Origin of the sequence: Mycolicibacterium neoaurum (assembly GCF_036946495.1) — a bacterium.
Lineage (GTDB): Bacteria > Actinomycetota > Actinomycetes > Mycobacteriales > Mycobacteriaceae > Mycobacterium > Mycobacterium neoaurum_B.
The window spans coordinates 1,075,292-1,098,829 of sequence record NZ_JAQIIX010000002.1 but is presented as its reverse complement, the minus strand read 5'-3'; the positions used below and the strand labels follow the sequence as shown (position 1 = coordinate 1,098,829).

General features: G+C 67.2%; 26 protein-coding genes and 4 tRNA genes. 15 read left to right on the top strand and 15 right to left on the bottom strand.

Features of this window, described 5'->3' with window-relative positions; genetic code table 11:
- Positions 1-52: 52 nt before the first annotated feature.
- The gene (gene ygfZ / locus PGN27_RS10650) at positions 53-1,123 is read right to left on the bottom strand and encodes a CAF17-like 4Fe-4S cluster assembly/insertion protein YgfZ (RefSeq protein WP_335326088.1); all 1,071 of its coding nucleotides are present in this window, start codon (positions 1,121-1,123) and stop codon (positions 53-55) included.
- A 31-nt stretch (positions 1,124-1,154) separates the two neighbouring features.
- On the opposite strand from ygfZ, the gene PGN27_RS10645 reads away from it, so the two are divergent.
- Positions 1,155-1,949, top strand: coding sequence for an aminodeoxychorismate lyase (locus PGN27_RS10645; RefSeq protein ID WP_335326087.1), 795 nt, complete (start codon positions 1,155-1,157; stop codon positions 1,947-1,949).
- Between the two features lie 286 nt (positions 1,950-2,235).
- On the opposite strand, the gene PGN27_RS10640 is transcribed toward PGN27_RS10645, so the two are convergent.
- From PGN27_RS10640 to lmeA, 7 genes are all read right to left on the bottom strand, one after another.
- Complete coding sequence (locus PGN27_RS10640) at positions 2,236-2,904, bottom strand: heme-binding beta-barrel domain-containing protein (RefSeq protein ID WP_335326086.1); 669 nt, start codon at positions 2,902-2,904, stop codon at positions 2,236-2,238.
- A gap of 180 nt (positions 2,905-3,084) precedes the next feature.
- A complete protein-coding gene (locus tag PGN27_RS10635) occupies positions 3,085-3,387 on the bottom strand; it encodes a DUF1416 domain-containing protein (RefSeq protein WP_023986283.1) in 303 nt (100 codons plus the stop codon).
- Between the two features lies 1 nt (position 3,388).
- Positions 3,389-4,222 carry a sulfurtransferase gene (locus tag PGN27_RS10630; RefSeq protein ID WP_335326085.1) on the bottom strand — a complete coding sequence of 278 codons (834 nt, stop codon included), beginning with the start codon at positions 4,220-4,222 and terminating at the stop codon, positions 3,389-3,391.
- Positions 4,223-4,263: 41 nt separating this feature from the next.
- Positions 4,264-4,722 carry a DUF4395 domain-containing protein gene (locus PGN27_RS10625; RefSeq protein ID WP_335326084.1) on the bottom strand — a complete coding sequence of 153 codons (459 nt, stop codon included), beginning with the start codon at positions 4,720-4,722 and terminating at the stop codon, positions 4,264-4,266.
- Positions 4,723-4,814: 92 nt separating this feature from the next.
- On the bottom strand, positions 4,815-4,916 hold the full coding sequence (locus PGN27_RS25725) for an Ms5788A family Cys-rich leader peptide (RefSeq protein WP_418888584.1): 102 nt from the start codon (positions 4,914-4,916) through the stop codon (positions 4,815-4,817).
- Positions 4,917-4,936: 20 nt separating this feature from the next.
- Entirely contained in the window at positions 4,937-5,371 is a 435-nt protein-coding gene (locus PGN27_RS10620) for a thioredoxin family protein (RefSeq protein WP_335326083.1), read from the bottom strand.
- A complete protein-coding gene (lmeA, locus tag PGN27_RS10615) occupies positions 5,368-6,177 on the bottom strand; it encodes a mannan chain length control protein LmeA (protein WP_335326082.1) in 810 nt (269 codons plus the stop codon). Before lmeA ends, PGN27_RS10620 begins: the two co-directional genes overlap by 4 nt.
- Before the next feature lie 179 nt (positions 6,178-6,356).
- On the opposite strand from lmeA, the gene PGN27_RS10610 reads away from it, so the two are divergent.
- The 6 genes from PGN27_RS10610 (at position 6,357) to pstB (ending at position 12,054) form a co-directional block, all read left to right on the top strand.
- On the top strand, positions 6,357-7,154 hold the full coding sequence (locus PGN27_RS10610) for a winged helix-turn-helix transcriptional regulator (protein WP_335326081.1): 798 nt from the start codon (positions 6,357-6,359) through the stop codon (positions 7,152-7,154).
- Positions 7,151-8,008: a mycothiol synthase gene (mshD, locus tag PGN27_RS10605; protein WP_335326080.1), complete on the top strand. Its 858-nt coding sequence runs from the start codon at positions 7,151-7,153 to the stop codon at positions 8,006-8,008. The genes PGN27_RS10610 and mshD overlap by 4 nt, the downstream gene beginning before the upstream one ends.
- Positions 8,009-8,130: 122 nt before the next feature.
- A complete protein-coding gene (gene pstS / locus PGN27_RS10600; RefSeq protein WP_090558835.1) occupies positions 8,131-9,231 on the top strand; it encodes a phosphate ABC transporter substrate-binding protein PstS in 1,101 nt (366 codons plus the stop codon).
- 50 nt (positions 9,232-9,281) lie between these two features.
- Positions 9,282-10,355, top strand: a complete 1,074-nt coding sequence (pstC, locus tag PGN27_RS10595; RefSeq protein WP_335326079.1) for a phosphate ABC transporter permease subunit PstC — start codon at positions 9,282-9,284, stop codon at positions 10,353-10,355.
- Entirely contained in the window at positions 10,352-11,266 is a 915-nt protein-coding gene (pstA, locus tag PGN27_RS10590; protein ID WP_335326078.1) for a phosphate ABC transporter permease PstA, read from the top strand. The genes pstC and pstA overlap by 4 nt, the downstream gene beginning before the upstream one ends.
- An 11-nt stretch (positions 11,267-11,277) precedes the next feature.
- On the top strand, positions 11,278-12,054 hold the full coding sequence (pstB, locus tag PGN27_RS10585; RefSeq protein WP_019511119.1) for a phosphate ABC transporter ATP-binding protein PstB: 777 nt from the start codon (positions 11,278-11,280) through the stop codon (positions 12,052-12,054).
- Positions 12,055-12,063: 9 nt separating this feature from the next.
- Here the strand turns inward: pstB and PGN27_RS10580 are convergent, their stop codons facing one another.
- Complete coding sequence (locus tag PGN27_RS10580) at positions 12,064-13,035, bottom strand: quinone oxidoreductase family protein (protein WP_335326077.1); 972 nt, start codon at positions 13,033-13,035, stop codon at positions 12,064-12,066.
- Positions 13,036-13,115: 80 nt separating this feature from the next.
- Here PGN27_RS10580 and PGN27_RS10575 point away from each other — a divergent pair, with 80 nt between their 5' ends.
- Complete coding sequence (locus tag PGN27_RS10575; RefSeq protein ID WP_335326076.1) at positions 13,116-13,628, top strand: MarR family winged helix-turn-helix transcriptional regulator; 513 nt, start codon at positions 13,116-13,118, stop codon at positions 13,626-13,628.
- A 9-nt stretch (positions 13,629-13,637) separates the two neighbouring features.
- On the opposite strand, the gene phoU is transcribed toward PGN27_RS10575, so the two are convergent.
- The 5 genes from phoU to PGN27_RS10550 all read right to left on the bottom strand — a co-directional run bounded on the left by phoU (position 13,638) and on the right by PGN27_RS10550 (position 19,558).
- Positions 13,638-14,303, bottom strand: coding sequence for a phosphate signaling complex protein PhoU (gene phoU / locus PGN27_RS10570; RefSeq protein ID WP_030133187.1), 666 nt, complete (start codon positions 14,301-14,303; stop codon positions 13,638-13,640).
- A gap of 96 nt (positions 14,304-14,399) precedes the next feature.
- Entirely contained in the window at positions 14,400-16,448 is a 2,049-nt protein-coding gene (locus PGN27_RS10565; RefSeq protein WP_335326075.1) for an LCP family protein, read from the bottom strand.
- Positions 16,449-16,669: 221 nt separating this feature from the next.
- Complete coding sequence (dusB, locus tag PGN27_RS10560; RefSeq protein WP_335326074.1) at positions 16,670-17,842, bottom strand: tRNA dihydrouridine synthase DusB; 1,173 nt, start codon at positions 17,840-17,842, stop codon at positions 16,670-16,672.
- Positions 17,839-18,849, bottom strand: coding sequence for an acyl-ACP desaturase (locus tag PGN27_RS10555; RefSeq protein ID WP_036460285.1), 1,011 nt, complete (start codon positions 18,847-18,849; stop codon positions 17,839-17,841). The genes dusB and PGN27_RS10555 overlap by 4 nt, the downstream gene beginning before the upstream one ends.
- Positions 18,850-18,970: 121 nt before the next feature.
- Positions 18,971-19,558 (bottom strand): TetR/AcrR family transcriptional regulator, encoded by a 588-nt coding sequence (locus PGN27_RS10550; protein ID WP_335326073.1) that lies wholly within the window; start codon positions 19,556-19,558, stop codon positions 18,971-18,973.
- Between the two features lie 72 nt (positions 19,559-19,630).
- Between PGN27_RS10550 and PGN27_RS10545 the strand changes: the two genes are divergently transcribed.
- Positions 19,631-20,626 carry an oxygenase MpaB family protein gene (locus tag PGN27_RS10545; RefSeq protein ID WP_335326072.1) on the top strand — a complete coding sequence of 332 codons (996 nt, stop codon included), beginning with the start codon at positions 19,631-19,633 and terminating at the stop codon, positions 20,624-20,626.
- 26 nt (positions 20,627-20,652) lie between these two features.
- On the top strand, positions 20,653-21,747 hold the full coding sequence (locus PGN27_RS10540) for a serine/threonine-protein kinase (RefSeq protein WP_335326071.1): 1,095 nt from the start codon (positions 20,653-20,655) through the stop codon (positions 21,745-21,747).
- A gap of 244 nt (positions 21,748-21,991) precedes the next feature.
- On the opposite strand, the gene PGN27_RS10535 is transcribed toward PGN27_RS10540, so the two are convergent.
- Positions 21,992-22,064: transfer RNA gene (locus PGN27_RS10535), tRNA-Lys, on the bottom strand.
- A 138-nt stretch (positions 22,065-22,202) separates the two neighbouring features.
- Here PGN27_RS10535 and PGN27_RS10530 point away from each other — a divergent pair.
- The 5 genes from PGN27_RS10530 (at position 22,203) to PGN27_RS10510 (ending at position 23,537) form a co-directional block, all read left to right on the top strand.
- Positions 22,203-22,275: transfer RNA gene (locus tag PGN27_RS10530), tRNA-Glu, on the top strand.
- A 45-nt stretch (positions 22,276-22,320) separates the two neighbouring features.
- Positions 22,321-22,397, top strand: a tRNA-Asp gene (locus tag PGN27_RS10525).
- Between the two features lie 39 nt (positions 22,398-22,436).
- Positions 22,437-22,510, top strand: a tRNA-Phe gene (locus tag PGN27_RS10520).
- Positions 22,511-22,568: 58 nt separating this feature from the next.
- Positions 22,569-23,165, top strand: a complete 597-nt coding sequence (locus PGN27_RS10515; RefSeq protein WP_418888583.1) for a YdcF family protein — start codon at positions 22,569-22,571, stop codon at positions 23,163-23,165.
- 18 nt (positions 23,166-23,183) lie between these two features.
- Positions 23,184-23,537 carry a Fe-S protein gene (locus PGN27_RS10510; protein ID WP_335326070.1) on the top strand — a complete coding sequence of 118 codons (354 nt, stop codon included), beginning with the start codon at positions 23,184-23,186 and terminating at the stop codon, positions 23,535-23,537.
- Position 23,538 lies beyond the last annotated feature (1 nt).

Below are 23,538 nucleotides of genomic sequence, written 5' to 3'. Positions count from 1 at the left end.
ACCTTACCGTGCCTCGGGGCGGACCGCTGGTAGGCCCTACCTGCCAGCGGTGTCAGCGGGTGCCGCGTAGCTTCTCGACCGCCAACCTGCCCGCGCCGACATGCTCGGTGTCGGGCATCGACTCGGCTTCGATCGCCGCGGCGACCTCGACCTCACCCCCGGTGACGAGTGCCGTATCGGCCGGAATGCCGCGTTTGACCAGCGCCAAGGCGATCGGGCCGTCGTCGACATGGTCGACGACGGTGCCGAGGCGACCCACCGCACGGCCGCCGGTCAGCAGCGGGTCGCCGGTGGCCGGACGGTCGACGGAACCGTCGAGTTGCACGAGCACCAGCATCCGCGGCGGCTTGCCGAGGTTGTGCACCCGGGCAACGGTCTCCTGGCCGCGGTAGCAACCCTTCTCCAGGTGCACCGCGCCCTGGCCGGGCCCGCCGATCCAGCCCACCTCGTGGGGGATGGTGCGTTCGTCGGTGTCCACGCCGAGGCGGGGCCGCAGCGCGCTCACCCGGTGTGCCTCGTAGGTCCACACCCCGGCCGGCCGGACGCCCACGCCGTCGAGCCGGGACAGCCAGTCCTGTTTGTCGGCCCGCGGTACCACCAGGTCGAACTCGTCGGCGAACACCGCGCGCAGGAAGCCGCCGTCGGGCAACGGTGTCGCGGTCCACGGTGCGGACGGCACCACCAGGCCGAGATCGGCGAGCGCCTTCGGTACGGCGGGACCGATGAGCGAGAGCACCGCGAGGTCGGCGGGGTCGACGACCACATCGGCCCAGAAGATCATCTTGCGCAGGAAGTCCAGCAACGGTTCTCCGCGCCAGGGTTCGGTGTCCAGCACGGTGACCCCGTCGAGCTGGGTCTGCAGCCAGTGGTCTTCGACACGTCCCTGGCCGTCGAGACTCAGGTTCTCGGCCACCGCACCGTCGGGAAGCCCGCTGACGTGTTGGCTGGAGATGGTATGCAACCAGCTCTTACGCTCACCGCCGGTCAATTGCAGCGTGGCCCGGTGCGAACGGTCCACCACGACCGCGGCGGTGGCCGCGGCCCGCTGCTCGCCGAGGGGATCGCCGTAGTGCCAGACCGCGCCGGCGTCGGGACCTGTTTCGGGGGCAGGAACGGCAGACATGCGTCCATGCTACGACCGCTACGCTGCCCGGATGCCCCCTCGATCCGCCGACGTGGTGGTGACACTGGACGGTGTGGTGTGGTCTCCGTCCACCCCGCTGATCGGTGCCACCGACCCCATGCTGGTCCGTGGCGCCGGGGTGTTCGAGACGGTGCTGCTGCGCGCGGGTACCCCCTGTCTGCTGGCAGCCCACCTGAGTCGGCTCGCGGCGTCGGCTGAGCTGGTCGGGCTTCCCGTCCCTGACCCGCAGCGCTGGCGGGCCGCCGTCGACGTGGCCCTGGCGCATGGTCCCGGCGACGGTGTCCTGCGACTGGTGCACGGGCCGCGGCTCTCTTTCGTGACGGTCTCGGATCTGCCGGAGCGGGCCATGCGGGCACGGCGCGACGGGGTGGCGGCGATAACCCTCGATCCCGGGCCGCGGGGGCGGATCGCCGGTGCGAAATCACTGTCCTACGCCGTGAACTCGGCGGCATTGCGGCATGCGCAGGCCCGTGGTGCCGACGATGTCATCTTCGTCGATGCGGCGGGCACGGTGCTGGAGGGGCCGCGGTCGTCGGTCGTGATCGCTATGGGCGAAATGCTGCTGAGTCCGCCGCCCACGCTGCCGATCCTGGCGGGCACGACGGTGGCGGCGTTGTTCGATATCGCCCCGCGTTGTAGCTGGCGGCCCCTGACGGTGGCTGATCTTGTTGCTGCGCAAGGTGTTTGGTTGCTATCGGCGGTGACGCTGGCCGCCAGGGTGCACACCCTGGACGGGGTGACGCTGGCGCTCGCGCCTGGTGCCGACGACCTGGCCCGATTGGTCGAGAGCGCGATCACCGGCTAAATCGGTTGTCGGACCCCGGTTTCGGGAGTACGGTCGCTCGTACACAGGAAGGGAGGTGGTCCGAGAAATTGAGTGACATACGGACAAGTGAGGTGGCTGCTAGCTAGCAGCACCAGGAGTGTGATGAGCGTCTTGGCTCTTCGCACACGCGTTTCGCGCACCCTGCGAGCGCTGGCGAATACCAAGTAGCCACCCGGCCCCCGAGCCCTTGGTTGGTCCAACCAAGATCAAACGGCTCGGGGGCTGCTCCGTTTCCGGGGCAGCCTCGCGTCTGTGGTGGAAGGGCTCAGCCGATGAAGCGGGTGAGCCGCGCCGACAGGTGTGGCACCAGACCGCCGTCGGCGTCGACGCGTTCCTCGACATAGGCCAGATCGCCGCCCTCGACGATGCCGTAGAGCCGCTTCGCGCCGCCGACCAACTGCCCGGACTTGCTGCGGGCCAGCGCATCGGTGGCCAGCTCCCAGGAAGCCTGGTTCAGCGGGGTGCCGTAGAAGAGTTCGATATAACCCGACGCGTGGGCCAGTAGCAGCTCGATCGCCTGGGTTTCGTCGGGGTCGGCGGGGTCGCTGACGAACCGCCAGTAACCGGTCTCACGCAACGCGGGGCCGACGTACTCACCGGTGTCCGACAACCGCCACGAGCGGGAATCCCAGTTCAGATAGTCCCCGCCGTCGTGGGAGACGATGATCTGCTGGCCGAAGTGATAGTCACCCGCGCTGTCGCGACCCTCGCCGGTGCCACGCCACACCCCGACGAGGGGGAGCAGCGCCAGCAGACCGTCGTGCAGATCGGCGCCCTCGCGCAGGTTGGCGGTATCGGCGGGAATCGGGAGGTCGTCGAAGGCAGGGATGTTGCGGCCGGCGGTGATCTTGGCCCGTTCGGCCGCAGCAGCTACCGCCCGGTCACCCGACCCGGGGGCAACGGACTCGCCGTCCGAAGGCCTCGGACCGCTCACCCCTCGTCGGTGACGAGCCGGTAGACGGCGTAGAGCGCGAACCAGGTGATGACGACGACGGCCACCACGAGCAGGAATTCGAAGAACAGAACCACGGGATGATCCTAACCGCCGATGGGCACCGCGCTCGAGCCGAGGCCCGGGCGCGGTGCCACCGCACAATCGACTGAGCGATCTTGACTAAGCGACCTTGACGTCGATCTCGTGGATGCCTGCACCGGTCGGGCTGATGCTGGCATCACCGTTTCCGGCGGGCGAGAGGGCACGCAGCGTCCAGCTGCCCGGCGCCGCGAAGAAGCGGAAGTCACCGGTGGCCGATGCGACGACCTCGGCGGTGAACTCGTCGGAGCCGTCGAGCAGCCGGACGAAGGCACCGCCCACGGCCTGGCCGGAGCCGTCGACCACGCGACCGGTGATGACGGTTTCCTTCTCCAGGTCGACGCCGGCGGGCAAGGTCAGTCCTTGTTTAGGGGCAGAGCACATATCAACTTCCCAACTCGATCGGGGCACCCACCAGGGAGCCGTATTCCGTCCAACTACCGTCGTAGTTCTTGACGTTCTTGTGGCCGAGCAGCTCCTGCAGCACGAACCAGGTGTGCGAGGACCGCTCGCCGATGCGGCAGTAGGCGATGGTCAGCTTCTCGCCGTCCAGGCCGGCGTCGGCGTACAGCTTGGCCAGATCCTCATCCGACTTGAAGGTGCCGTCCTCGTTGGCCGCCTTGCTCCACGGCACGTTGATGGCGGTCGGGATGTGGCCGGCGCGCTGGCTCTGCTCCTGCGGCAGGTGCGCCGGGGCGAGGATCTTGCCGGAGAACTCGTCGGGGGAGCGCACGTCGACCAGGTTCTTCTCACCGATGGCGGAGATCACCTCGTCGCGGAAGGCGCGGATGTCGTTGTTGGGCGCCTTTGCGGTGTACGAGGTGGCGGGACGGTCGGGGACGTCGGTGACCAGCGGGCGTCCGTCGAGCTCCCACTTCTTGCGGCCACCGTCGAGCAGCTTGACGTTCTCGTGGCCATAGAGCTTGAAGTACCAGTAGGCGTAGGCGGCGAACCAGTTGTTGTTGCCGCCGTAGAGGATGACGGTGTCATCGTTGGCGATGCCCTTGTCCGACAGCAGCTTCGAGAACTGCTGCTGATCGACGAAGTCGCGCTTGACCTGGTCCTGCAGCTCGGTCTTCCAGTCGATGCGGACGGCGCCGGCGATGTGCCCGCCCTCGTAGGCGGAGGTGTCCTCGTCGACCTCGACGAACACCGTGTTCGGTGCGTCGAGATTGCTCTCGGCCCAGTCGGTGGAGACCAGGACGTCGGAGCGTGCCATGAAGTGGTTCCTTTCGGTTGGTGAAGCGTGTCGTTGGTGAGTCAGGGGCGGGCGGGAACGCGGCGGAACCGCGCGACGAGCGGGTAGATCTGGCAGCCGAGGCAGATGCCGAAGGCGGCGTTGAGGAACGCGGCGAACAGAGCGAACGCGGTGGCCACGAGGCCGACCGTCGGGAATCCCGCGGCGAAACCGAGCGTGCCTGCCAGCCCGAACGCGAACCCGACGAGCTGGGCGAATTTCAGCGGCGGGACCGGTTCGCGTTCGGTGACCGGTCCGCGGCGCGGCGCGATCAGCGCGGCGTAGACCCGGCCGTAAGGATGGCGACGCGGTCCGGCGGTGGCGCCGATGGCGAACACGACGGTCTGCAGGCCGAGGATGACCGCTGCCGCCGGCACGCTGACCGCCGAGACGAGCAGCGTGACGATCAGGATGGCGGTGGTCACCCAGGCGACGAAGCGGGGGCCGCGGACGTCTACCTGATCGATCTGGTCGGTTGGCATGTGAGTGCTCCTGTTGCTTGGCTGGACTGGGCTGGGGCAGACCACGAGGGCGCCTCCGCGAGCATGCGCACCAAGAAAGGGGGCGCGGCTACTCAGCAGCTACGACAACAACAGCAACAACCCGCCGTGCGGCACAGATCAACTGCGCGGCGTTTCGTGAGCATCAGCTCAAGACGGGCGGTCACGACCGACATGGTACCCGTTCGCCCCGCCGTCAGGCCAATAGAGGCTGCAGGGCCGAGCGCAGGTCAGCGGCCTTGGGGACACCGGTCGTGCGGTAGCGCGGATGCCCACCGGTGTCGAAGATGACCGTCGTCGGCAACGACAGCACCGAAAGCCGCCGTGCCGCCTCGGGATTCTCGTCCATGTCGATCTCCACATGGGCGACCGTGTTTCCCTGAGCGGCCTCTTCGGCGATGACCTGGTCGACAACCCGCCGGACCGCCGCACACGGACCGCACCAGGTGGCGGTGAAGTGCAGGATGGTCGGGCCCTCGGTGGACAGACCGAGGCCGCCGGTGTCGATCGAGGTGGCTTCGTCGGCGGCGCGCAACATCCCCGAACGCAACGAGACCAGCTTGCCGACGATGTAGCCGAGCCCGAGCACCGCGATCACCACCACGATCACGACGGCCATCGAAGTGTTCATGACTGTCTGAACCCGTCCAGGTCGATGGTTAGTCCTTCGGCGATGCCCTCGATGATCAGATCGGAGCCGCGCGCCCCCGCGGTGGTGGGCTGCAGACCGAACGGTAGACGCTGGCCGGGGATGCGGCCGGCGAACGCGTCGAGCACATCGGCTGTCTGGTCCTCGGGTACCGCCTCGTCGGCGGTGCCGGGGCCGGTCAGTACCCCGGTGGGCGTCATCACCAGGGTGGTGTCGCCGGGATCGGCCAGCGACAGGTCCACCGCGACGCTGACGCGTTTGTCGAAACCATCGGGCGTGCCGGTGAACACCAGATCCTGGCCGCTGGAGATGCCGGACTCGGTCACCCCGGGGGATCCGTCCTCGGTCTCGCGGGTGGGCGCCTCCACCAGTAGGTCCTTCATGCCGATGTACCGGCCGATATGGGTGGAGTCCAGGATGACCCGGCTCTCGACCTTGCCGACGGGCAGGCGCGCGTCGGGCCCGATCAGCCATCCGGTGTCGGTGATGTCGATATCGTGCAACGTGGCCTCCAGCGACACCTTCCCAGTGACCGGGTGTTCGACGCCGGCGGCCCGGATCTCCAGCTCCTGGTAGCGGTGCGCGCGAGCCTGGGTGGCGAACGGGAAGCCCAGGATGCTGACCCATGGGTCGAAGTCCAGATGATTGGCGATGCGCACGCTGCGGGCGAGGCGGTACTCGGCGTAGATGGCGGCTCCGAAATCGGTGCCGACAGCCCCGACAACCACCGCCACGACGGTCGAGATGGCCCCGATCAGCATCTTGCGCACCGCCACATTCTGTCGCACAGCCGTGCGTCCGGACGGGCACCCGCCGGTTCCGGTCTGCTAACTGCCAGGTGGCACGGTATTGTGGGGCGATCGTCGGTCGTAACGGCCACGTGTCAGTCATGAATCTGGAAGATGACCTCCGACACCGTTGTCCAGGGGAAGTCCACGACACCGCAGGGCGATGACGGGAGGGCACCGTGGAACTGTTACTGCTGACCGTGGATCCGCATCCCGACACCGTGTTGCCGTCACTGTCGCTGTTGGCCCATAACGTGCGCACCGCCCCCACCGAGGTGTCCTCGCTGCTGGAGGCCGGAACCGCCGATATCGCGATCGTCGATGCGCGCACCGACCTGGCGGCGGCCCGTGGGTTGTGCCGGCTGCTCGGGACCACCGGCACCTCGATCCCGGTCGTGGCCGTGGTCAACGAGGGCGGTCTGGTCGCGGTCAATGTCGAGTGGGGGCTGGATGAGATCCTGCTGCCCGGTACCGGCCCGGCCGAGATCGATGCCCGGTTGCGGCTGCTGATCGGCCGCCGCGGCGGCGTCGCCGACCAGGAGAGCGTGGGCAAGGTCACCCTCGGGGAGTTGGTCATCGACGAGGGCACCTACACGGCGCGGCTGCGGGGGCGGCCGCTGGATCTCACCTACAAGGAATTCGAGCTGCTGAAGTATCTGGCCCAGCATGCGGGTCGGGTGTTCACCCGTGCGCAGTTGCTCCAGGAGGTGTGGGGGTACGACTTCTTCGGTGGCACCCGCACCGTCGACGTCCACGTCCGGCGGCTGCGCGCCAAGCTCGGGCCCGAGTACGAGGCGCTGATCGGAACCGTGCGCAACGTCGGGTACAAGGCGGTCCGGCCGGCCCGCGGCCGCGCCCCGGCGCCGGCCACCGAGGACGATCTGGACGAGGAGTTCGGCGGCGAACTGGAAGCAGATCTCGGTGAGTCCGAATTCGGTTCGGCGGCAGGGTCGTTCGGACCCCTGCATGGCCAGTGATCGAATGGCGCAGCGGTCTGTCCGTCGACGACCGGTCCCGCATCACCGAGCTGATCGCTGCCGCCACGGCCAGTGACGGCGTGGCTCCGGTGGGGGACCAGGTGTTACGTGAACTCGGCCGCGATGAGACCCGGCACCTGCTGGCCGTCGATGGCGACGATGTGGTGGGCTACCTGAACCTGAGTGCGAGCATGGCCGAGGCGGTGGTGCATCCGGACTTCCGTCGTCGCGGTATCGGGGCACAACTGATCGGCACCGGTCTGGACGCAGGGAGTGCCGACACCCGCATCTGGGCGCACGGCGACCTCCCGGCCGCGCGCGCCACCGCCGCCACGCTGGGGCTGCAACCCGTGCGCGAACTGCTCCAGATGCGCCGCCCGCTGGCCGATCTGCCGCCGTTGTCGCCCGCGCATGACGTACGCACCTACGCCGGACCGGCCGACGATCAGGAGCTGCTGCGCGTCAACAACGCCGCATTCTCCTGGCATCCCGAACAGGGCGGCTGGACCGAGGCCGATATCGCCGAACGGCGCGCCGAATCCTGGTTCGATCCGCAGGGACTGTTCCTGGCCTACGAGGGCGCCCGGTTGCTGGGCTTCCACTGGACGAAGGTGCACGATCCGTCGTTGGGGGAGGTGTACGTCGTCGGTGTGGACCCGGCGGCCCAGGGGCGCGGTCTCGGAGCCGAACTGACTTTGCTGGGGTTACATCATCTGGCCGGTCGACTCGGTGCTGAGGCGGATGTCACGCTCTATGTCGAGGGCGACAACACCGCGGCGGTCAAAACCTATCGCCGCCTGGGGTTCGAGGTTTTCAGTGCCGATATCGCCTATGCCCGCCCAGCTGTGAACTAGCTGTACCTGTTCACCTCGCGTTCACTTTCCGTCCCCGGTCCGTCCATGGCGGCCGAATACGTTGCCACGGAGTCTGAAGCCGTCAACACAGGAAAGTGGGATTCGTGAAGCTCAACATCGGCATGGCCTTGTCGGCGACCGCGATCGCCGCGCTCACGCTCACCGCGTGTGGCAGCGACAACAACGCAGGCACCTCCGCCGGCGGTTCCGAGACCGGTTCCGCCTCGGCCGCGGACTGCGGCGGCAAGAACTCGATCACCGCGGAGGGCTCGACCGCCCAGCAGAACGCCATCGCGCTGTTCAACCAGGTGTGGAGCCAGAAGTGCCAGGGCAAGAACCTGTCCTACAACCCGACCGGCTCGGGTGCTGGTCGTGAGCAGTTCGTCGCCAAGAATGTGGACTTCGCCGGATCCGATTCGGCCATCAAAGAGGCGCAGGCGCAGCAGGCCGCCGAGCGCTGCGGTGGCAACCCGGCCTGGAACCTGCCGCTGGTCTTCGGTCCGATCGCCATGGCCTACAACGTCGAGGGCGTCGACGGCCTGGTGCTCAACGGCGACCTGCTGGCCAAGATCTTCCAGGGTCAGATCACCAAGTGGAACGACCCGGCCATCGCCGCGTTGAACGAGGGCAAGACCCTGCCCGACACCGCCATCACCCCGATCTTCCGTTCCGACTCTTCGGGTACCACCGACAATTTCCAGAAGTATCTGGAGGCCGCCTCGGGCGGTGCCTGGACCAAGGGTGACGGCAGCGAGTTCCAGGGCGGCGCCGGTGAGGGCGCCCAGAAGTCGGCGGGCGTCGCGCAGGCCGTGCAGGCCACCCCGGGTGCCATCGGCTACGTCGAGAAGGGCTTCGCCGACCAGGCGGGTCTGCCCTACGCGAAGATCGACAACGGCAGCGGTGCGGTCGAGCTGACCGACGAGTCCGCGGGCAAGGCCATCGACGCCGCCAAGTTCGCCGCCGAGGGCAACGACCTGACCCTGGACCTGGCCTCGCTGTACGGAACCACCGAAGCCGGTGCCTACCCGCTGGTGCTGGCCACCTACGAGATCGTCTGCTCCAACGGTTATGACGCCGAGACCGCCGCGGCCGTCAAGTCCTTCCTCACGGTGGCCGCCAATGACGGCCAGCAGGGGTTGTCCTCCGCCGGCTACGTCCCGCTGCCGGAGAAGTTCAAGGAGCGTCTGCTGACTTCCATCGAGGCCATCGGACCCGCCTCCTAGTTGCACTGGCACATCGGCGAATTCGACGCGAGGATGGGTGCGGGGACCGAATGACGTACAAAGGTATCGACAAGGGTTCAGACGGGAACTCAGTGACTATTCCGAATCCAGCCGACTCGGGGTCGGGTGAGGCCTTGGCCGCACCGTTCCCCGAGCCCACACCCATCTCGACGAATCCATCGGGGAACGCGATGGTTCGGCCCGGTGACCGCATCTTCAGCGGTCTTGCCACCGGTTCGGGTGTGCTCGTCATCGCGATCATCGCCGCCATCGGTTTCTTCCTGCTGTGGCGCGCCATCCCGGCGCTGCAGCGCAACCAGCAGAACTTCTTCCTGTTCGGCGGCAACTGGGTCACCACGGACACCTCGGCGATGAGCTTCGGCATCCTGGACCTGCTCCAGGTGACGGTGTTCGTCTCAGTGTTCGCGCTGGTGCTGGCGATGCCGATCGCGCTGGGCATCGCGATCTATCTGACCAACTACGCGCACAAGCGGGTCAAGGGCCCGCTGGCCTACATGGTGGATCTGCTGGCCGCCGTGCCCTCGATCATCTACGGCGTGTGGGGCCTGTATGTCCTGGCTCCGGCGATCAAGCCGGTTGCGGTGTGGCTCAACGAGAACTTGAGCTGGCTGTTCCTGTTCTCCACTGGCAATGCCTCGGTGGCCGGCGGCGGCACCATCTTCACCGCGGGCATCGTGCTCGCGGTGATGATCCTGCCGATCATCACCGCGGTCACCCGCGAGGTGTTCGTGCAGACCCCGCGCGGCCAGATCGAGGCCGCTCTGGCCCTCGGTGCCACCCGCTGGGAGGTCGTGCGCACCACGGTGCTGCCGTTCGGGATGTCCGGCTACATCTCCGGGGCGATGCTGGGGCTGGGTCGCGCGCTCGGTGAGACGATCGCGCTGCTGATCATCCTGCGCGGCACCCAGACCGCGTTCGGTTGGTCGCTGTTCGACGGCGGCTTCACCTTCGCCAGCAAGATCGCCTCGGCGGCATCGGAATTCAACGACCAGTACAAGGCGGGTGCCTACATCGCGGCCGGTTTGGTGCTGTTCATCCTCACGTTCGTGGTGAACTCGCTGGCGCGCGCCGCAGTCTCCGGAAAGGACAGGTCCGCATCATGACCGCAGCGCTTGAGAAGCCGGTCAAGGCCCCGACCTTCCAAGGGGTCAGCGGCCGCCGGAAGGTGGCCGACAAGCTGGCCACCATCCTGGTCACCGCCTCGGTCGTGGTGGCCATCGTCCCGCTGGTGTGGGTGCTCTACACGGTGGTGTCCAAGGGCATCGGGGTGGTCACCTCGAGCACCTGGTGGCTGAACTCCCAGTCCGGCATGACGGCCTTCGCCGCGGGTGGCGGTGCCTATCACGCCATCGTCGGCTCGCTGCTGCAGGCGTTGATCTGCGCGGTCATCTCCATCCCCATCGGCATCTTCGTCGCCATCTATCTGGTGGAGTACGGCGGCGGCACCCGGCTGGGCAAGGTCACCACCTTCATGGTCGACATCCTGACCGGGGTGCCCTCGATCGTGGCGGCGTTGTTCATCTATGCGTTGTGGGTGGCCACCCTGGGCTTCCAGCGTTCGGGCTTCGCGGTGTCGCTGGCCCTGGTGCTGCTGATGATCCCGGTGATCGTGCGCTCCACCGAGGAGATGCTGCGCATCGTGCCGATGGACCTGCGCGAGGCCAGCTACGCACTGGGTGTGCCGAAATGGAAGACCATCTCGGCCATCGTGGTGCCCACCGCACTGTCGGGCATCGTCACCGGTGTGCTGTTGTCGCTGGCGCGGGTGATGGGAGAGACCGCACCGCTGTTGATCCTGGTCGGGTACGCGCAGGCGATCAACTTCGACATGTTCAGCGGTTTCATGGGCTCGCTACCCGGCATGATGTTCGACCAGACCTCGGCAGGTGCCGGGGCCAACCCGGTCCCCACCGACCGGCTCTGGGGTGCCGCGCTCACCCTCGTCGTCCTGATCGCGGTGCTCAACGTGGGTGCGCGATTCATCGCCAAATTCTTTGCCCCGAAAAAGGTTTAGGAGTATCCGAGATGGCCAAACGCCTGGATCTGAAGGACGTCAACATCTACTACGGCGCATTCCACGCCGTGCAGAACGTCTCGCTGTCGGTGGAACCGCGCAGCGTGACCGCATTCATCGGCCCGTCGGGCTGCGGTAAGTCGACCGTGCTGCGCACGCTCAACCGCATGCACGAGGTGATCCCGGGTGCCTACGTCAAGGGCTCGGTGCTGCTCGATGGTGACGACATCTACGGTTCGGGCGTCGACCCGGTCGGTGTGCGTAAGACCATCGGCATGGTGTTCCAGCGCCCGAACCCGTTCCCCACCATGTCGATTCGCGACAACGTGGTGGCCGGGTTGAAGCTGCAGGGTGTGCGCAGCAAGAAGACTCTCGACGAGGTCACCGAGCGCTCGCTCAAGGGCGCCAACCTGTGGAACGAGGTCAAGGACCGTCTCGACAAGCCGGGTGGCGGACTGTCCGGTGGCCAGCAGCAGCGGCTCTGCATCGCCCGCGCCATCGCCGTGCAGCCCGACGTGCTGCTGATGGACGAGCCCTGTTCGGCGCTGGACCCGATCTCGACGCTGGCGATCGAGGATCTGATCTCGGAGCTCAAGCAGGACTTCACCATCGTGATCGTCACGCACAACATGCAGCAGGCCGCCCGCGTCTCGGATCAGACGGCGTTCTTCAACCTCGAGGCCACCGGTAAGCCCGGTCAGCTCATCGAGATCGACGACACCGAGAAGATCTTCTCCAACCCCACCCAGAAGGCCACCGAGGACTACATCTCGGGTCGGTTCGGCTAGCCCGCACCCTCATGGCGTGAGCACCACCCTGGTGCCCGACGGGTCGGTCGTGGTCCACGCGTCGGCGATTTCGGCCAGTGGCCGTGCGGCCGTGCGAATGTGGAGACTTCCGTTGCCGACCATGTCGAACAGCCGGGGCAGTGCCTCGGTGCGCGCCGCGGCCAGCACCGTAGGTGGGACGCTGCCGATGCCGACCCCGCAGAGCTGGATACCGGTGCTGCGCAGCACCGCGGCGGGCAGCGGCATGGTCGGATCGGCCATCGCGCCGACCTGAACGAACCGGGTGCGGTGATAGCTGCCGGTCGGACCGTCGGCCAGGGCGGCGAGCACCTGCGCCGCGGGGTCGCCCCACAGGTAGTCCAGCACGACGTCGAAGGGCTGCGCGGTGTGCAGGGCGTGGACTTTGGCGCGCACATCGTCATTGCGCAGGTCGATGACGTCGTCGGCCCCCACGGTCCGTAGCCAGTCCAACCGGGTGGTGTCGCGGCCCGCGACGACCACCCGCGCGGCGCCGAAGACCGATGCCGCCAGCTGCGCGGCAAGCGAGCCGGTGACACCGGTGGCCCCGAGGACCAGCACGTGTTCACCGGGGCGCAGCGCCGCGGCGTGTTCGAGTGCCAGCCAGGACGATATGCCCGGATTGGGGACGGCCGCCGCGGTGACGGCGTCGATCCCATCGGGCAACTCCACCATGTCGTTGGCGTTGAGCAGGGTGCGTTCGGCCAGCATTCCGTAGGGTGGCACGGCGCCGGTATAGACGCGTCTGCCGTCGTCGAGCCGCGCGACGCCGTCAACGCCCGGTACCATCGGCAGCCGCATTTCCCTACTGGCGTAATGGGTTCCGTTGCCGATGCCCTTGGTCAGGTTGGTCAGCGCGCTGGCCTCGACGGTGGCGGTCAGCGTGCCGTCACCGGGCTGCGGCTCCGGGAAGTCGGAATAGCGGGGCGGCTGTCCCCATTGGTCGATCACGGCGGCTTTCACGGCGTCTCCTATGTTTCCTCAGAAATCGTTTCTATGGAAACAATGTACGAGACGCGGCGACGGATGGCAATATGGTTTCCGTGAAAACCAAGTCGCGGCTGATCGAGGACATCAACCAGCTCGTCGACGCGGTGGGCGACAAGTTCGAAGCCGGCGATGACGGCGATCCCGAGCGCGATTTCATGGTGGCCCGCTGCCCGCCGCGACTGGCGAGCGTGATCCGTGAGCTCCCTCAGCTCTCGGTGCACCTGCTCGCCGAGCTGGCCGATGGGCCGTCGAGTCTGGTGGGGCTGGCAGCTCGGTCCGGTCAGTTGAAGGGCACCGTCAGCAAGCACGTTCAGCGACTGGTCGAGGCCGGACTGGTGCACCGCGGGCCGGTCCCCGGCAACCGTAAGGAGACCCAGTTGACGCTCACCGATGACGGTGAGCTCGTCGTTGCCGCCCATCGCCGGCTGCACGAGGAGATGGACCAGGGCAGACGCGAATTCCTGAACCGCTACACCGGTGCCGAACTCCAGGTCGTGGCGAAGGTGCTGGCCGATCTGATGGCGGCAGGCCGCGACGGTGTGCGCATCGTCGCCGACGGCCCGTGAGCCGTCCGACTACTGCGGTTCGGCCAGATTGTCCTCGGGCAGCTCGCCGGTCGCGGTGAAGATCACCCGGCGTGAGATCTCGACCGCGTGGTCGGCAAACCGCTCGTAGAAACGGCTCAACAGCGTGACGTCGACCGCGGCGGTGACACCGTGCTTCCAGTCCTTGTCCATCAGTACCGAGAACAGGTGCCGGTGCAGATCGTCCATCGCATCGTCCTCGTCGCGGATCTGGCGAGCCTTCTCCGGATCGAGGGTGTCGAGGACCTCGCGTGCACTGTGGGCCAATTCGACTGCCACGCGCCCCATTTCGGCGAAGTACCCGTTGACCTCCTCGGGTAGCGCATGCTGGGGGTGGCGGCGCCGTGCGATCTTTGCCACGTGCAGTGCCAGCGCGCCCATCCGGTCGATATCGGCGATGATCTGGATGCCGCTGACAATGGCGCGCAGATCGCCGGCGACCGGTCCCTGCAGGGCGAGCAGCATGAACGCCGCCTCTTCGGCCCGCACCCGGATCTCACCGAGCCGGTCCTGTTCGGAGATCACCTGCTCGGCCAGTGCCAGATCGGCCTGCAGCAGGGATTGGGTTGCGCGCTCCATCGCCACACCGGCCAGCCCGCACATCTCGCTGAGCTGAACGGTCAAGGACGACAGTTGTTCCTGGTACGCAGTACGCATGTGAACACCTTACGTTCAGCGAGCTTGCAGGTCACGGCGCCACAGGTGAACGAAAGGTGAATGCCCATGGATGGCCTGGGCATAGGTCCCACCACCCTATTCGCAGGTGGTGTCCGCCGCGTTGGTGACGGTGAGGTCCTCCGGTAGCTCGGTGGTGGTGGTCTCGGACGACGATGACTCCGACGCCGTGCCGCGGACCATCTTGACCTGCACGGTGGAACCGCTCGGTGACGGCGGGGTGACGGAGGTGAAGTCCGTGCCGAGCACCACCCGCACCACATCGCCCATCCCGGTGGTCCGCTCGATGGTCGCGTTGTGGAACGACGATGCGACGGTCGCCGCGGCCTGCTCGTTGCCCGGGGAGAAGAACACGGTCGTGGAATGCAGCGGGCCGGGGTAGTCGTCGGGGGTGTCGACCTGGAAACCGTGCTGCTGCAGCACGGAGGCGGCGTTGGCGGCCAGGCCGGACTCGCCGGTCGAGTTGGACACCCGCACGGTCACGGCACCGGGATCGGTGGCCACCGCGTCGACTGTTTCTGCGCCGTTGGCATCGGTGGTGGGTGTGGTTGAGCCGCCGTGGCTCTCGGGCGATGGCGGGACCGGGGAGTTGTCGTCGTTGTGCTCTTCGGGCAGTGGGTCATCATCGATGATTGCGGCGAACAGCGCGGCCATATCGTCGACGCGGGGCTGCTCGTTGCCGTAGGCATCGGCATAACCGGTGGTGGGCACCGTGACGAAGGTGATGCGCCCGGCATTGACACCCTGCACCGATTGGCCGAGATCGACCAGGTCCTTGGTCTTGATGTTGTCGACGTAGCTGTCCTCGATAAACATGTTCACCACGTTGTTGAGCTTGGACAGGCTGAAGAACACCTCTTTGGAGATCATCGACCGCAGCAGCGAGGACAGGAAAAGCTGCTGACGCTTGATGCGGCCGTAATCGCCGTTGAACTCAGTGGTGACCTGGCGGGCCCGGACATAGTTCAGCGCGGTGTGACCGTCGACGATCTGGCGGCCGGGGTTGGCCAGCACGGTGCCCAGCTCGTAGTCCTCCAGCGGGGTGGTGCTGCACACCTCGACGCCGCCGAGGGCGTCGACCATCTTCGAGAACCCGGTGAAATCGATGGCCATGAACCGGTTGACCGACAGTCCCGAGAGCTTCTGGATCACCTTCACCAGGCACCTGGGGCCGCCGACGGCATAGGCGGAATTGAGCTTGGTCTCGGTGTAGGCCTCGTCCATCCCGTACATCGGGGATTCCGGGTCGGTGATCGGACCGTAGGCGCGGGTCTCGGGGTCCCACGGTTCGCACTTCATCGGCGTGATGGACAGATCGCGTGGGAACGAGACCGCGACCACACGCTTACGGTCGGCGGGGATGTTGACCAGCATGATGGTGTCCGACCGCGCGCCGGCGGCATCATCGGTGGTACCCGCGCCGACCTCGGCATTCGCGCCCAGCCGGCTGTCGGTGCCCACGATGAGGAAATTCTCGTCGCCGAACTGCTTGTTGGGGTCGAGGATATCGCGGGAGTTGGGATCCAGCGCGGAAACCTGGTTGAGGCTGTTGTTCTTCATCGACTGCCACTGCCAGGCACCACCGGTCACCAGCAGGGCGCAGATGGCGGCCAGCGCGGCGGCGACCCGACCGGCATTGCGCGCGGTCCGTCCGGCATGGTGCCGGGGGCGCGCAGCGTGCACGGGCGGGCGGGCGGCGGCCAGGTCGGGAATCTCCGGGGCGTACGCCGACGGGACGTACATCACCTCTGTGGGTGGTTCCAGCCCATCGGCACGGTCGGCATCGAAGATGGTGGCCTCGATCGGTGCCACCGGGTCGGTGATCTCGGCGTCGCTCTCCGGTGCGACGTCGGCGGGCTCGTCCGATTCCTCGGTAGCACGGCGTCGCGAGCGTCCGGTGCTGTTCGGATTCTCGTCAGCCAGCTTGGCGATCAGGTCGGCGACGGTGACGCCATCGGTGTGGTTACCGGTGTCCTGAGTGTTCGGCTGCGGTACAGCCGTGTCGGGCGCAACGGCCCGCTCCCACGGCGCGGCGCCTGGTGCCGGCCGCTCCGATCGGGTAAGCCAGTCGTTGTCACCGCGGGCACCGTCGGGCCGGCCAGGAGTGGCGTTGTCGCCGTCACTCATGTCCTACCGACCTTCGACTCGAGGGGCGTGCGCGCCGTTGCGCACGGATGTCGTGTGGGTTGCCCGGATCCTGCGTTCGGACGCGGCGCACTACTTCTTGTAGCAGGCCCATGCCCGGCCGCGCCACCGGAGTCCGGGCACGTGGCCACTCATCGTACTGAGACAACCTGAGCGTGGGCCAGCGCAGCGCTGTGACGGAGCGGTCTCGGGACCATCTCGGCTCAGCCGCCGGAGTGCATCACATCGGCCGCCTCGGGCACGGTGTCATCGTCGGGATCGTCGAGCCAGCCCGCGGGCAGCGACACCGTTCCCGGTGAACCCTGTCGACCGCGCGGGCCGTCGCCCACCTCGGGGAACGGTGCGTCCTGGTCGAGCTGGGCCAGCAGTTCGTCGAGCTCTTCGACGGTTTTGACCAGCGCCAATGCCCGACGGGAGTCGCCGCCGACGGGGAAACCGTGCAGGTACCAGGCGACATGCTTGCGGATGTCACGCATGCCCTTGTCCACCCCGAAGTGCTCGGCGAGCAGCTCACCGTGGCGCCGGACGATATCGGTCACCTCGCCCAGGGTGGGCGGGGTCGGGATCGGTCGGTTGTTGAAGACTGCCGACAGTTCGGCGAACAGCCAGGGACGGCCCAGGCACCCACGTCCGATGACGACTCCGTCACATCCGGTCTGCGACATCATGGCGACGGCGTCGCGGGCGTCGAAGATGTCGCCGTTGCCGAGCACCGGGATACCGGTCACGTGTTGTTTGAGTTCGGCGATACGCGACCAGTCGGCCGCGCCGGAATAACGCTGGGCGGCGGTGCGGGCATGCAGCGCGACGGCGGCCGCACCCTCCTGCTCGGCGATACGGCCGGCATCCAGATGCGTGGTGTGCTCATCGTCGATACCGACCCGGAATTTCGCGGTGACGGGGATGGCGGTGCCCTCGACACCGCGGACCGCCGCCGCGACGATCTGGCCGAACAGCCGGCGCTTGAACGGGATGGCCGCACCGCCGCCACGCTTGGTGACCTTGGGCACCGGGCAGCCGAAGTTCATGTCGATGTGATCGGCCAGGCCCTCGTCGGCGATCATCTTGGCCGCGCGGTAGGTGGTCTCCGGGTCGACGGTGTAGAGCTGCAGCGAGCGCGGCGTCTCGTCCGGGGCGAAGGTGGTCATGTGCATGGTGACCGGATGACGTTCGACCAGCGCACGGGCGGTCACCATCTCGCAGACGTACAGACCGCTGATGGTGCCGGCGCGGGCCATCTCCAGCTCGCGGCACAGCGTGCGGAACGCGACGTTGGTGACGCCGGCCATCGGGGCCAGCACGACGGGCGAACGCAATGCGATCGGCCCGATCTGCAGGGCAGATCGGGCCGTCGGCGGGTTGTCCAGCAGTGTCATCCGGCTGCGGAGGAGCTCACCAGCAGGTTTTTCATCGCCTTCTTCTCGGCGACCTTGCGCTCCCGCTCCAGGCGGCGTTCCTTGGCGATCTCGAACTTCTCGCAGGTGTCCTCGAGTTCTTCGACGTGCTTGGCCAGCTCGTCGCGCAGCTTGGCGCCCTCACCGGTGAAATCCTCGCGCTCGAAGATGCGCCACTTCTTGAGCACCGGCATCACGATGTCGTCGAGGTGGATCCGCGGGTCGTAGACGCCGCCGGTGGCGATCACGACGGCCTTGCGGCGGAAGTCAGGAATGGTGTAGCCGGGCATCTTGAAGTTGGTGAGGATCTTGTGCAGCGACTTCATCGCCTGGTTGGGCGCGATCTCCATACCGGCGGCCGAGACGTCCCGGTAGAAGATCATGTGCAGGTTCTCGTCGGCGGAGATGCGGCCGAGCAACTGGTCGGCGACGGTGTCATTGCAGGCGCGGCCGGTGTTGCGGTGGCTGACGCGGGTGGCCAGCTCCTGGAACGTCACGTAGATGACGGAGTCGAACAGGCTCTGGGCGAACAGTTCGTCGCCGCCCTGCAGGTTCTGGCCGGGGGAGAAGCCGCGGGTGACCTGCTCGACGCGCAGTTCTTCGAGTTCGATCGGGTCGATGGCGCGGGTGACCAGCAGGTAGTCGCGCAGGGCGATGCCGTGCCGGTTCTCCTCGGCGGTCCAGCGGTTGACCCAGAATCCCCACGGGCCGTCCATGCTGAAGTTCATCGCGATCTCGCGGTGGTACGAGGGCAGGTTGTCCTCGGTCAACAGGTTGGTGATCATCGCGATGCGGGCGACCTCGGAGAGCTTGGACTGCTCGGGATCCCACTCCTGGCCGCCGAGGGCGTAGAAGTTCTTGCCGTCCGACCACGGGATGTAGTCGTGGGGGTTCCAGTCCTTGCGCATGCTCAGGTGCCGGTTGATCTGCTTCTCCACCACGGGCTCGAGCTCGTGCAGGAGCTGCAGATCGCTCAGTTCCTCGGTCATGGACCCTCCGATGTATCTGTACCTGTTGGTTGCAGTCAATATATCTGTGTCTCGCGGTGACATTCAAGTTCCGTCGGAGTGAGTCGCGTAACGGTTACCCGTCTTTTGGGCATGCGTACCGTTACCGATGAACGGCGGCGCGACTGAGCAGCAACGTGCTGCAGTAGTCGACGAATTGCTCGCGGCCGGCCGTCAGGCGTCCGTTCAGGTACGCGGTGAACAGTGCGGTCAGCGCGCCGACCAGTCCGGTCGCGACCATTTCCTGCACCGCCTGGTCGGCGATCTGGGTCAGCTTGCGCTGGATCAGGGCGATGAAGTCGGGCATCCACTCCGCGCCCGAGGCGACCAGGACCGGTTCGCGTTCGGGCGCCAGCAGCAGTACCCGGCCGCGGGTCGGGTCGTCGACCATCAACTCGACGAATTGTTCGACGGCGGCGCGTGGTGTCTGCGCCGAAAGCAGGGCCGTCATCGCCGCCTTGCACACCTCGTCGTAGACGGCGCGCACGAAAACGTCGCGGTCGGTGAAGCTTTCGTAGAAGTACCGCTCGGTCAGCCCGGCCTTCCGGCAGACCGCGCGGACCGTCAGCGCGGGTCCGTCGGCGGCGCCCAGCAGCGTGACGCCCGCGGTGACGAGCTCGTTGCGGCGCAACGCCTGGCGGTCCTGCAGGGGGACGCCGGACCATCGACCGCGTCGTTGACCGGACGGCACATCGCTCCTAAGCTGCTTGGTGACAACGGGTGTAGTCAGAATTGCTTCCCCGACCCGAACGGAAGGTCGTCAGTGACTCAAGATACGTCCGAGACATGCCCGGTGACCAGCGAATCCGCCGGGGCTGCCGGTTGCCCCGTGAGTACCGGTTACGACGCCATCCCGCTCGGTCCGGACTCGCTCACCTGGAAGTACTTCGGGCAGTGGACGGGGCTGTTCCAGGGCACCTGGGCGGGCTCGATGCAGAACATGCACCCGCAACTCGGGGCCGCGGTCGAGGAGCATTCGATCTTCTTCATCGAGCGCATCCCGCGGCTGTTGCGGTCGATCTACCCGATCGGCGGCGTGGTCTTCGACGGTGACCGGGCGCCGCAGACCGGGGCCGAGGTCCGCGACTATCACATCGGCATCAAGGGCGTGGACAAGCAGGGACGGCGTTACAGCGCGCTGAACCCGGACGTCTTCTATTGGGCACACGCGACCTTCTTCAAGTCGACCCTGCTGGCGGCCGAGAAGTTCGGCGGTGGCATCTCGCTGGCCGACAAGCGTCAGCTGTTCGACGAGCATGTGCAGTGGTATCGGATGTACGGCATGAGCATGCGGCCGGTGCCGAAGTCCTGGGAGGAGTTCGAGGCCTACTGGGAGCACATGTGCACCGAGGTGCTGGAGCGCAACTGGGCCGCGGTCACCGTGATGGATCTGTCGACGATGCCCAAACATCCCTCCCTGCAATGGATTCCGGACCCACTGTGGAAGCTGAACCTGAAGGTGATGCAGCGCTTCCTGACGTTCATGACCGTGGCGCTCTATGACGAGCCGGTGCGCGAGCTGATGGGTTACACCTGGACGCCGCGGCAGCAGTTCCTGCACGACCGGCTGTGCGAGGTGATCACGTTCGCGGGCAAGGTGCTGCCGAAGCGCTCGTTGATGCACCCGCGCAAGCGCTCGGCGATGGATCGGGCCAGCGGCCGGTTGCCCGCCGATTCGCCGTTGGTGCAGACCCCGGCCCGCAATCTCCCGCCCGTGGAGTACCGGGGCAACCCGAACTTCTACTGCCCTCAGGTGTAGGCGCCGCGCGGTCTACGGTGGACCGCATGCAGCAGCCACTCGGCGGTCGCTACGAACTGCGCGGACTGCTCGGACGCGGCGGGATGGCTGCCGTGCACGACGGCTGGGACACCCGGCTGGGTCGTCCGGTCGCGATCAAGCTGATGGACCCCACGGCCGGTGACCGGCGACGCTTCGAGTCCGAGGCGCGCGCGGTCGCCATGCTGAACCACCCGAATATCGTTGCCGTGCATGACAGCGGGGAACACAACGGCCTGCCCTATCTGGTGATGGAACGGCTTCCCGGGCGCACGCTGGCCGATGTGTTCGCCGCCGGTCCGGTGCCCGCCCAGCAGGTCCGGGCGCTGTTGTGCGAGCTGCTCTCCGGTCTGGCCGCCGCCCATGCCGCCGGGATCCTGCACCGTGACATCAAGCCGGCCAACATCCTGGTCACGGCCGCCGGCGGTATCAAGATCGCCGATTTCGGGATCGCCAAGAGTCCCACCTCCGCGCACACCATGACCGGTCAGGTCGTCGGGACGCTCGGCTATCTGAGCCCACAACGGCTGGCCGGGCACCCCGCGACGGTCGCCGATGACCTCTATGCCGCGGCGATGGTGGCCGGCGAGGGTCTCGTCGGTCGCATCCCGCTGCCGCACGAGAACCTGGCCGCGCTGCGACCCGACGCCGACGCCGCGTTGGTGACGGTGATCCAGCGGGCACTGGCCGCCGACGAGCGCGTGCGCTTCTCCAGCGCCGAGCAGATGCTCGCCGCCCTGTCGGCGCGGCCGGGGACCCTCGTGCTCGATCAGCCGCTGCCCGATCCCGCGACGGTCATGGTGGCGGTGCCGCGACCGCGCAGCCGTCGGCGCCTTGTGCTGGCGGTGGCGGGCGGGGTGGCCGCCATCCTGGTGCTGCTCGCCGCGTTCCTGGTCGACACCGCCTCCCGCAGCGGGACACCCACGCCCGTGTCGACGAGTGCGACGAGTACGTCTCCGGTCGCGCCGGTGTCCTCGTCGGTCCTCTCGACCACGGCTGCCCCCGCGCCCGCCCCAGCGCCCGGTCCGGCTGGGGGTCCGGGGCGCGGCAACGGGGGGAACGGCAAGGGTGACAAGGGGCCCAAGCCCAAGCCGGACCGCTGAACCCGCGTGCGCGAGAGTGACGTTATTGCGGTCCCAGCGGCCGTGAGAGCGCAGAAGCGTCACTCTCGCGGGCCGGCAGTTGCGTTGTGGCCCAGTGACCCGTCCACCACTTCAGCCGCCACAGCCGCGCGGCGGTCGAGACTGAACTGGTGTAGACGTTTCGACGCTGAGAGCTACCTTGCTTCAGTCGTGAAGCGCATATGGCGGGCGGGCTGAAGGCAGGGAGACGCCCGGAGTTGCGTTGTGCCCCCACCAGGGCTCGAACCTGGGACCTGCGGATTAAAAGTCCGTAGCTCTACCGACTGAGCTATAGGGGCGTGTGCTCGAAAAGGATACTTGGCCCGCTGATCAGACGGGTGGGGGCATCCGGTTTGGGATTTCGAGCAGCTGTGTCCTAAGCTATCGAAGCTTCCAACGTCACCGGCGTTGAGAGCGGCCCGGAGAAATCCGGATAGGCCCCCATCGTTTAGCGGCCTAGGACGCCGCCCTTTCACGGCGGTAGCACGGGTTCGAATCCCGTTGGGGGTACGGCACGACGGTGGTGACACACCGGAGTGGAGCAGTACAGAGCAAGGCCCTGTGGCGCAGTTGGTTAGCGCGCCGCCCTGTCACGGCGGAGGTCGCGGGTTCGAGTCCCGTCAGGGTCGCCATCTCGGCGAGGTATCCCGGTCGAAAGGCCGGGGCCTTCCGGCCAGGTAGCTCAGTTGGTACGAGCGTCCGCCTGAAAAGCGGAAGGTCGCCGGTTCGATCCCGGCCCTGGCCACTTCAGATCTAAATTGTCGTCTTCGTAACATCTTCCCCACCGATCACGATCAACAGTCGTGTCGAAATCATTCGGGGATGAAACACGCAATCGCCTGACCGCCGCCGCGGTCGCTCTCGTCGGCGCCCTGCTCGCGGTGTTCGCGCTCGCGGGCGCGCCGGCGGCCCAGGCCCAACCGGCGGGCAAGGACTTCTCCAAACCGGCCATCGTGATCCTGGGCTACGGCCTGACCCCCGACGGCTGGATGCGACCCATCCTGTTCACTCGGGTGCTCACCGGACTGGCCGTCGCGCAGGCCTTCCCGCAATCGCCGATCATCGTCACCGGCGGTAATCCGCGCCAGGGCCGCACCGAGGCGGGCGAGATGCGCAACCTCCTGCAGATGCTCGGGTTCCCGGCCAACCGGATCATCCTGGAGGACAAGGCCAACAGCACCGTGCAGAACGCGCGGTTCTCGGTCCCGTTGGCGAAGAAGGCCGACACCTCGGGCATCATCCTGGTGACCTCGTCGACGCATCAGGACCGCGCGGACACCAACTTCGTCGACGCCGGGGCCAATGTGCTGGCCACCGTCAGCTTCCCCGACGGCGACCCGGCGACCAATATCGGCCAGTTCGTCAAGGATGTCCTCAGTCCGGTGATGGCCATCCGGTGAGGGCGGTACGCTCCCGCCATGGAGCTACTACGCAGCGTAGTTGTGCTACTGCACATCGTGGGTTTCGCCGTCACCTTCGGTGCGTGGGCATCGGCGGCGCTCTCGACGCAACCCCGGTTCACCAGGGTCATGGACTACGGGCTGCTGATCTCGCTGATCACCGGACTGGCACTGGCCGCGCCGTGGCCGTCGGACGTGGTGCTCAACTACCCCAAGATCGGGGTCAAGCTGGTCCTGCTGATCATCCTGGGCGGCGTGCTGGGCATGGGCAGCGCCCGGCAGCGACGTACCGGTCAGCCCGTCGCGCCGGCGCTGTTCTACCTCGCCGGAGCGCTCTCGCTGACCGCGGCGGGTATCGCCGTCATATGGTGAG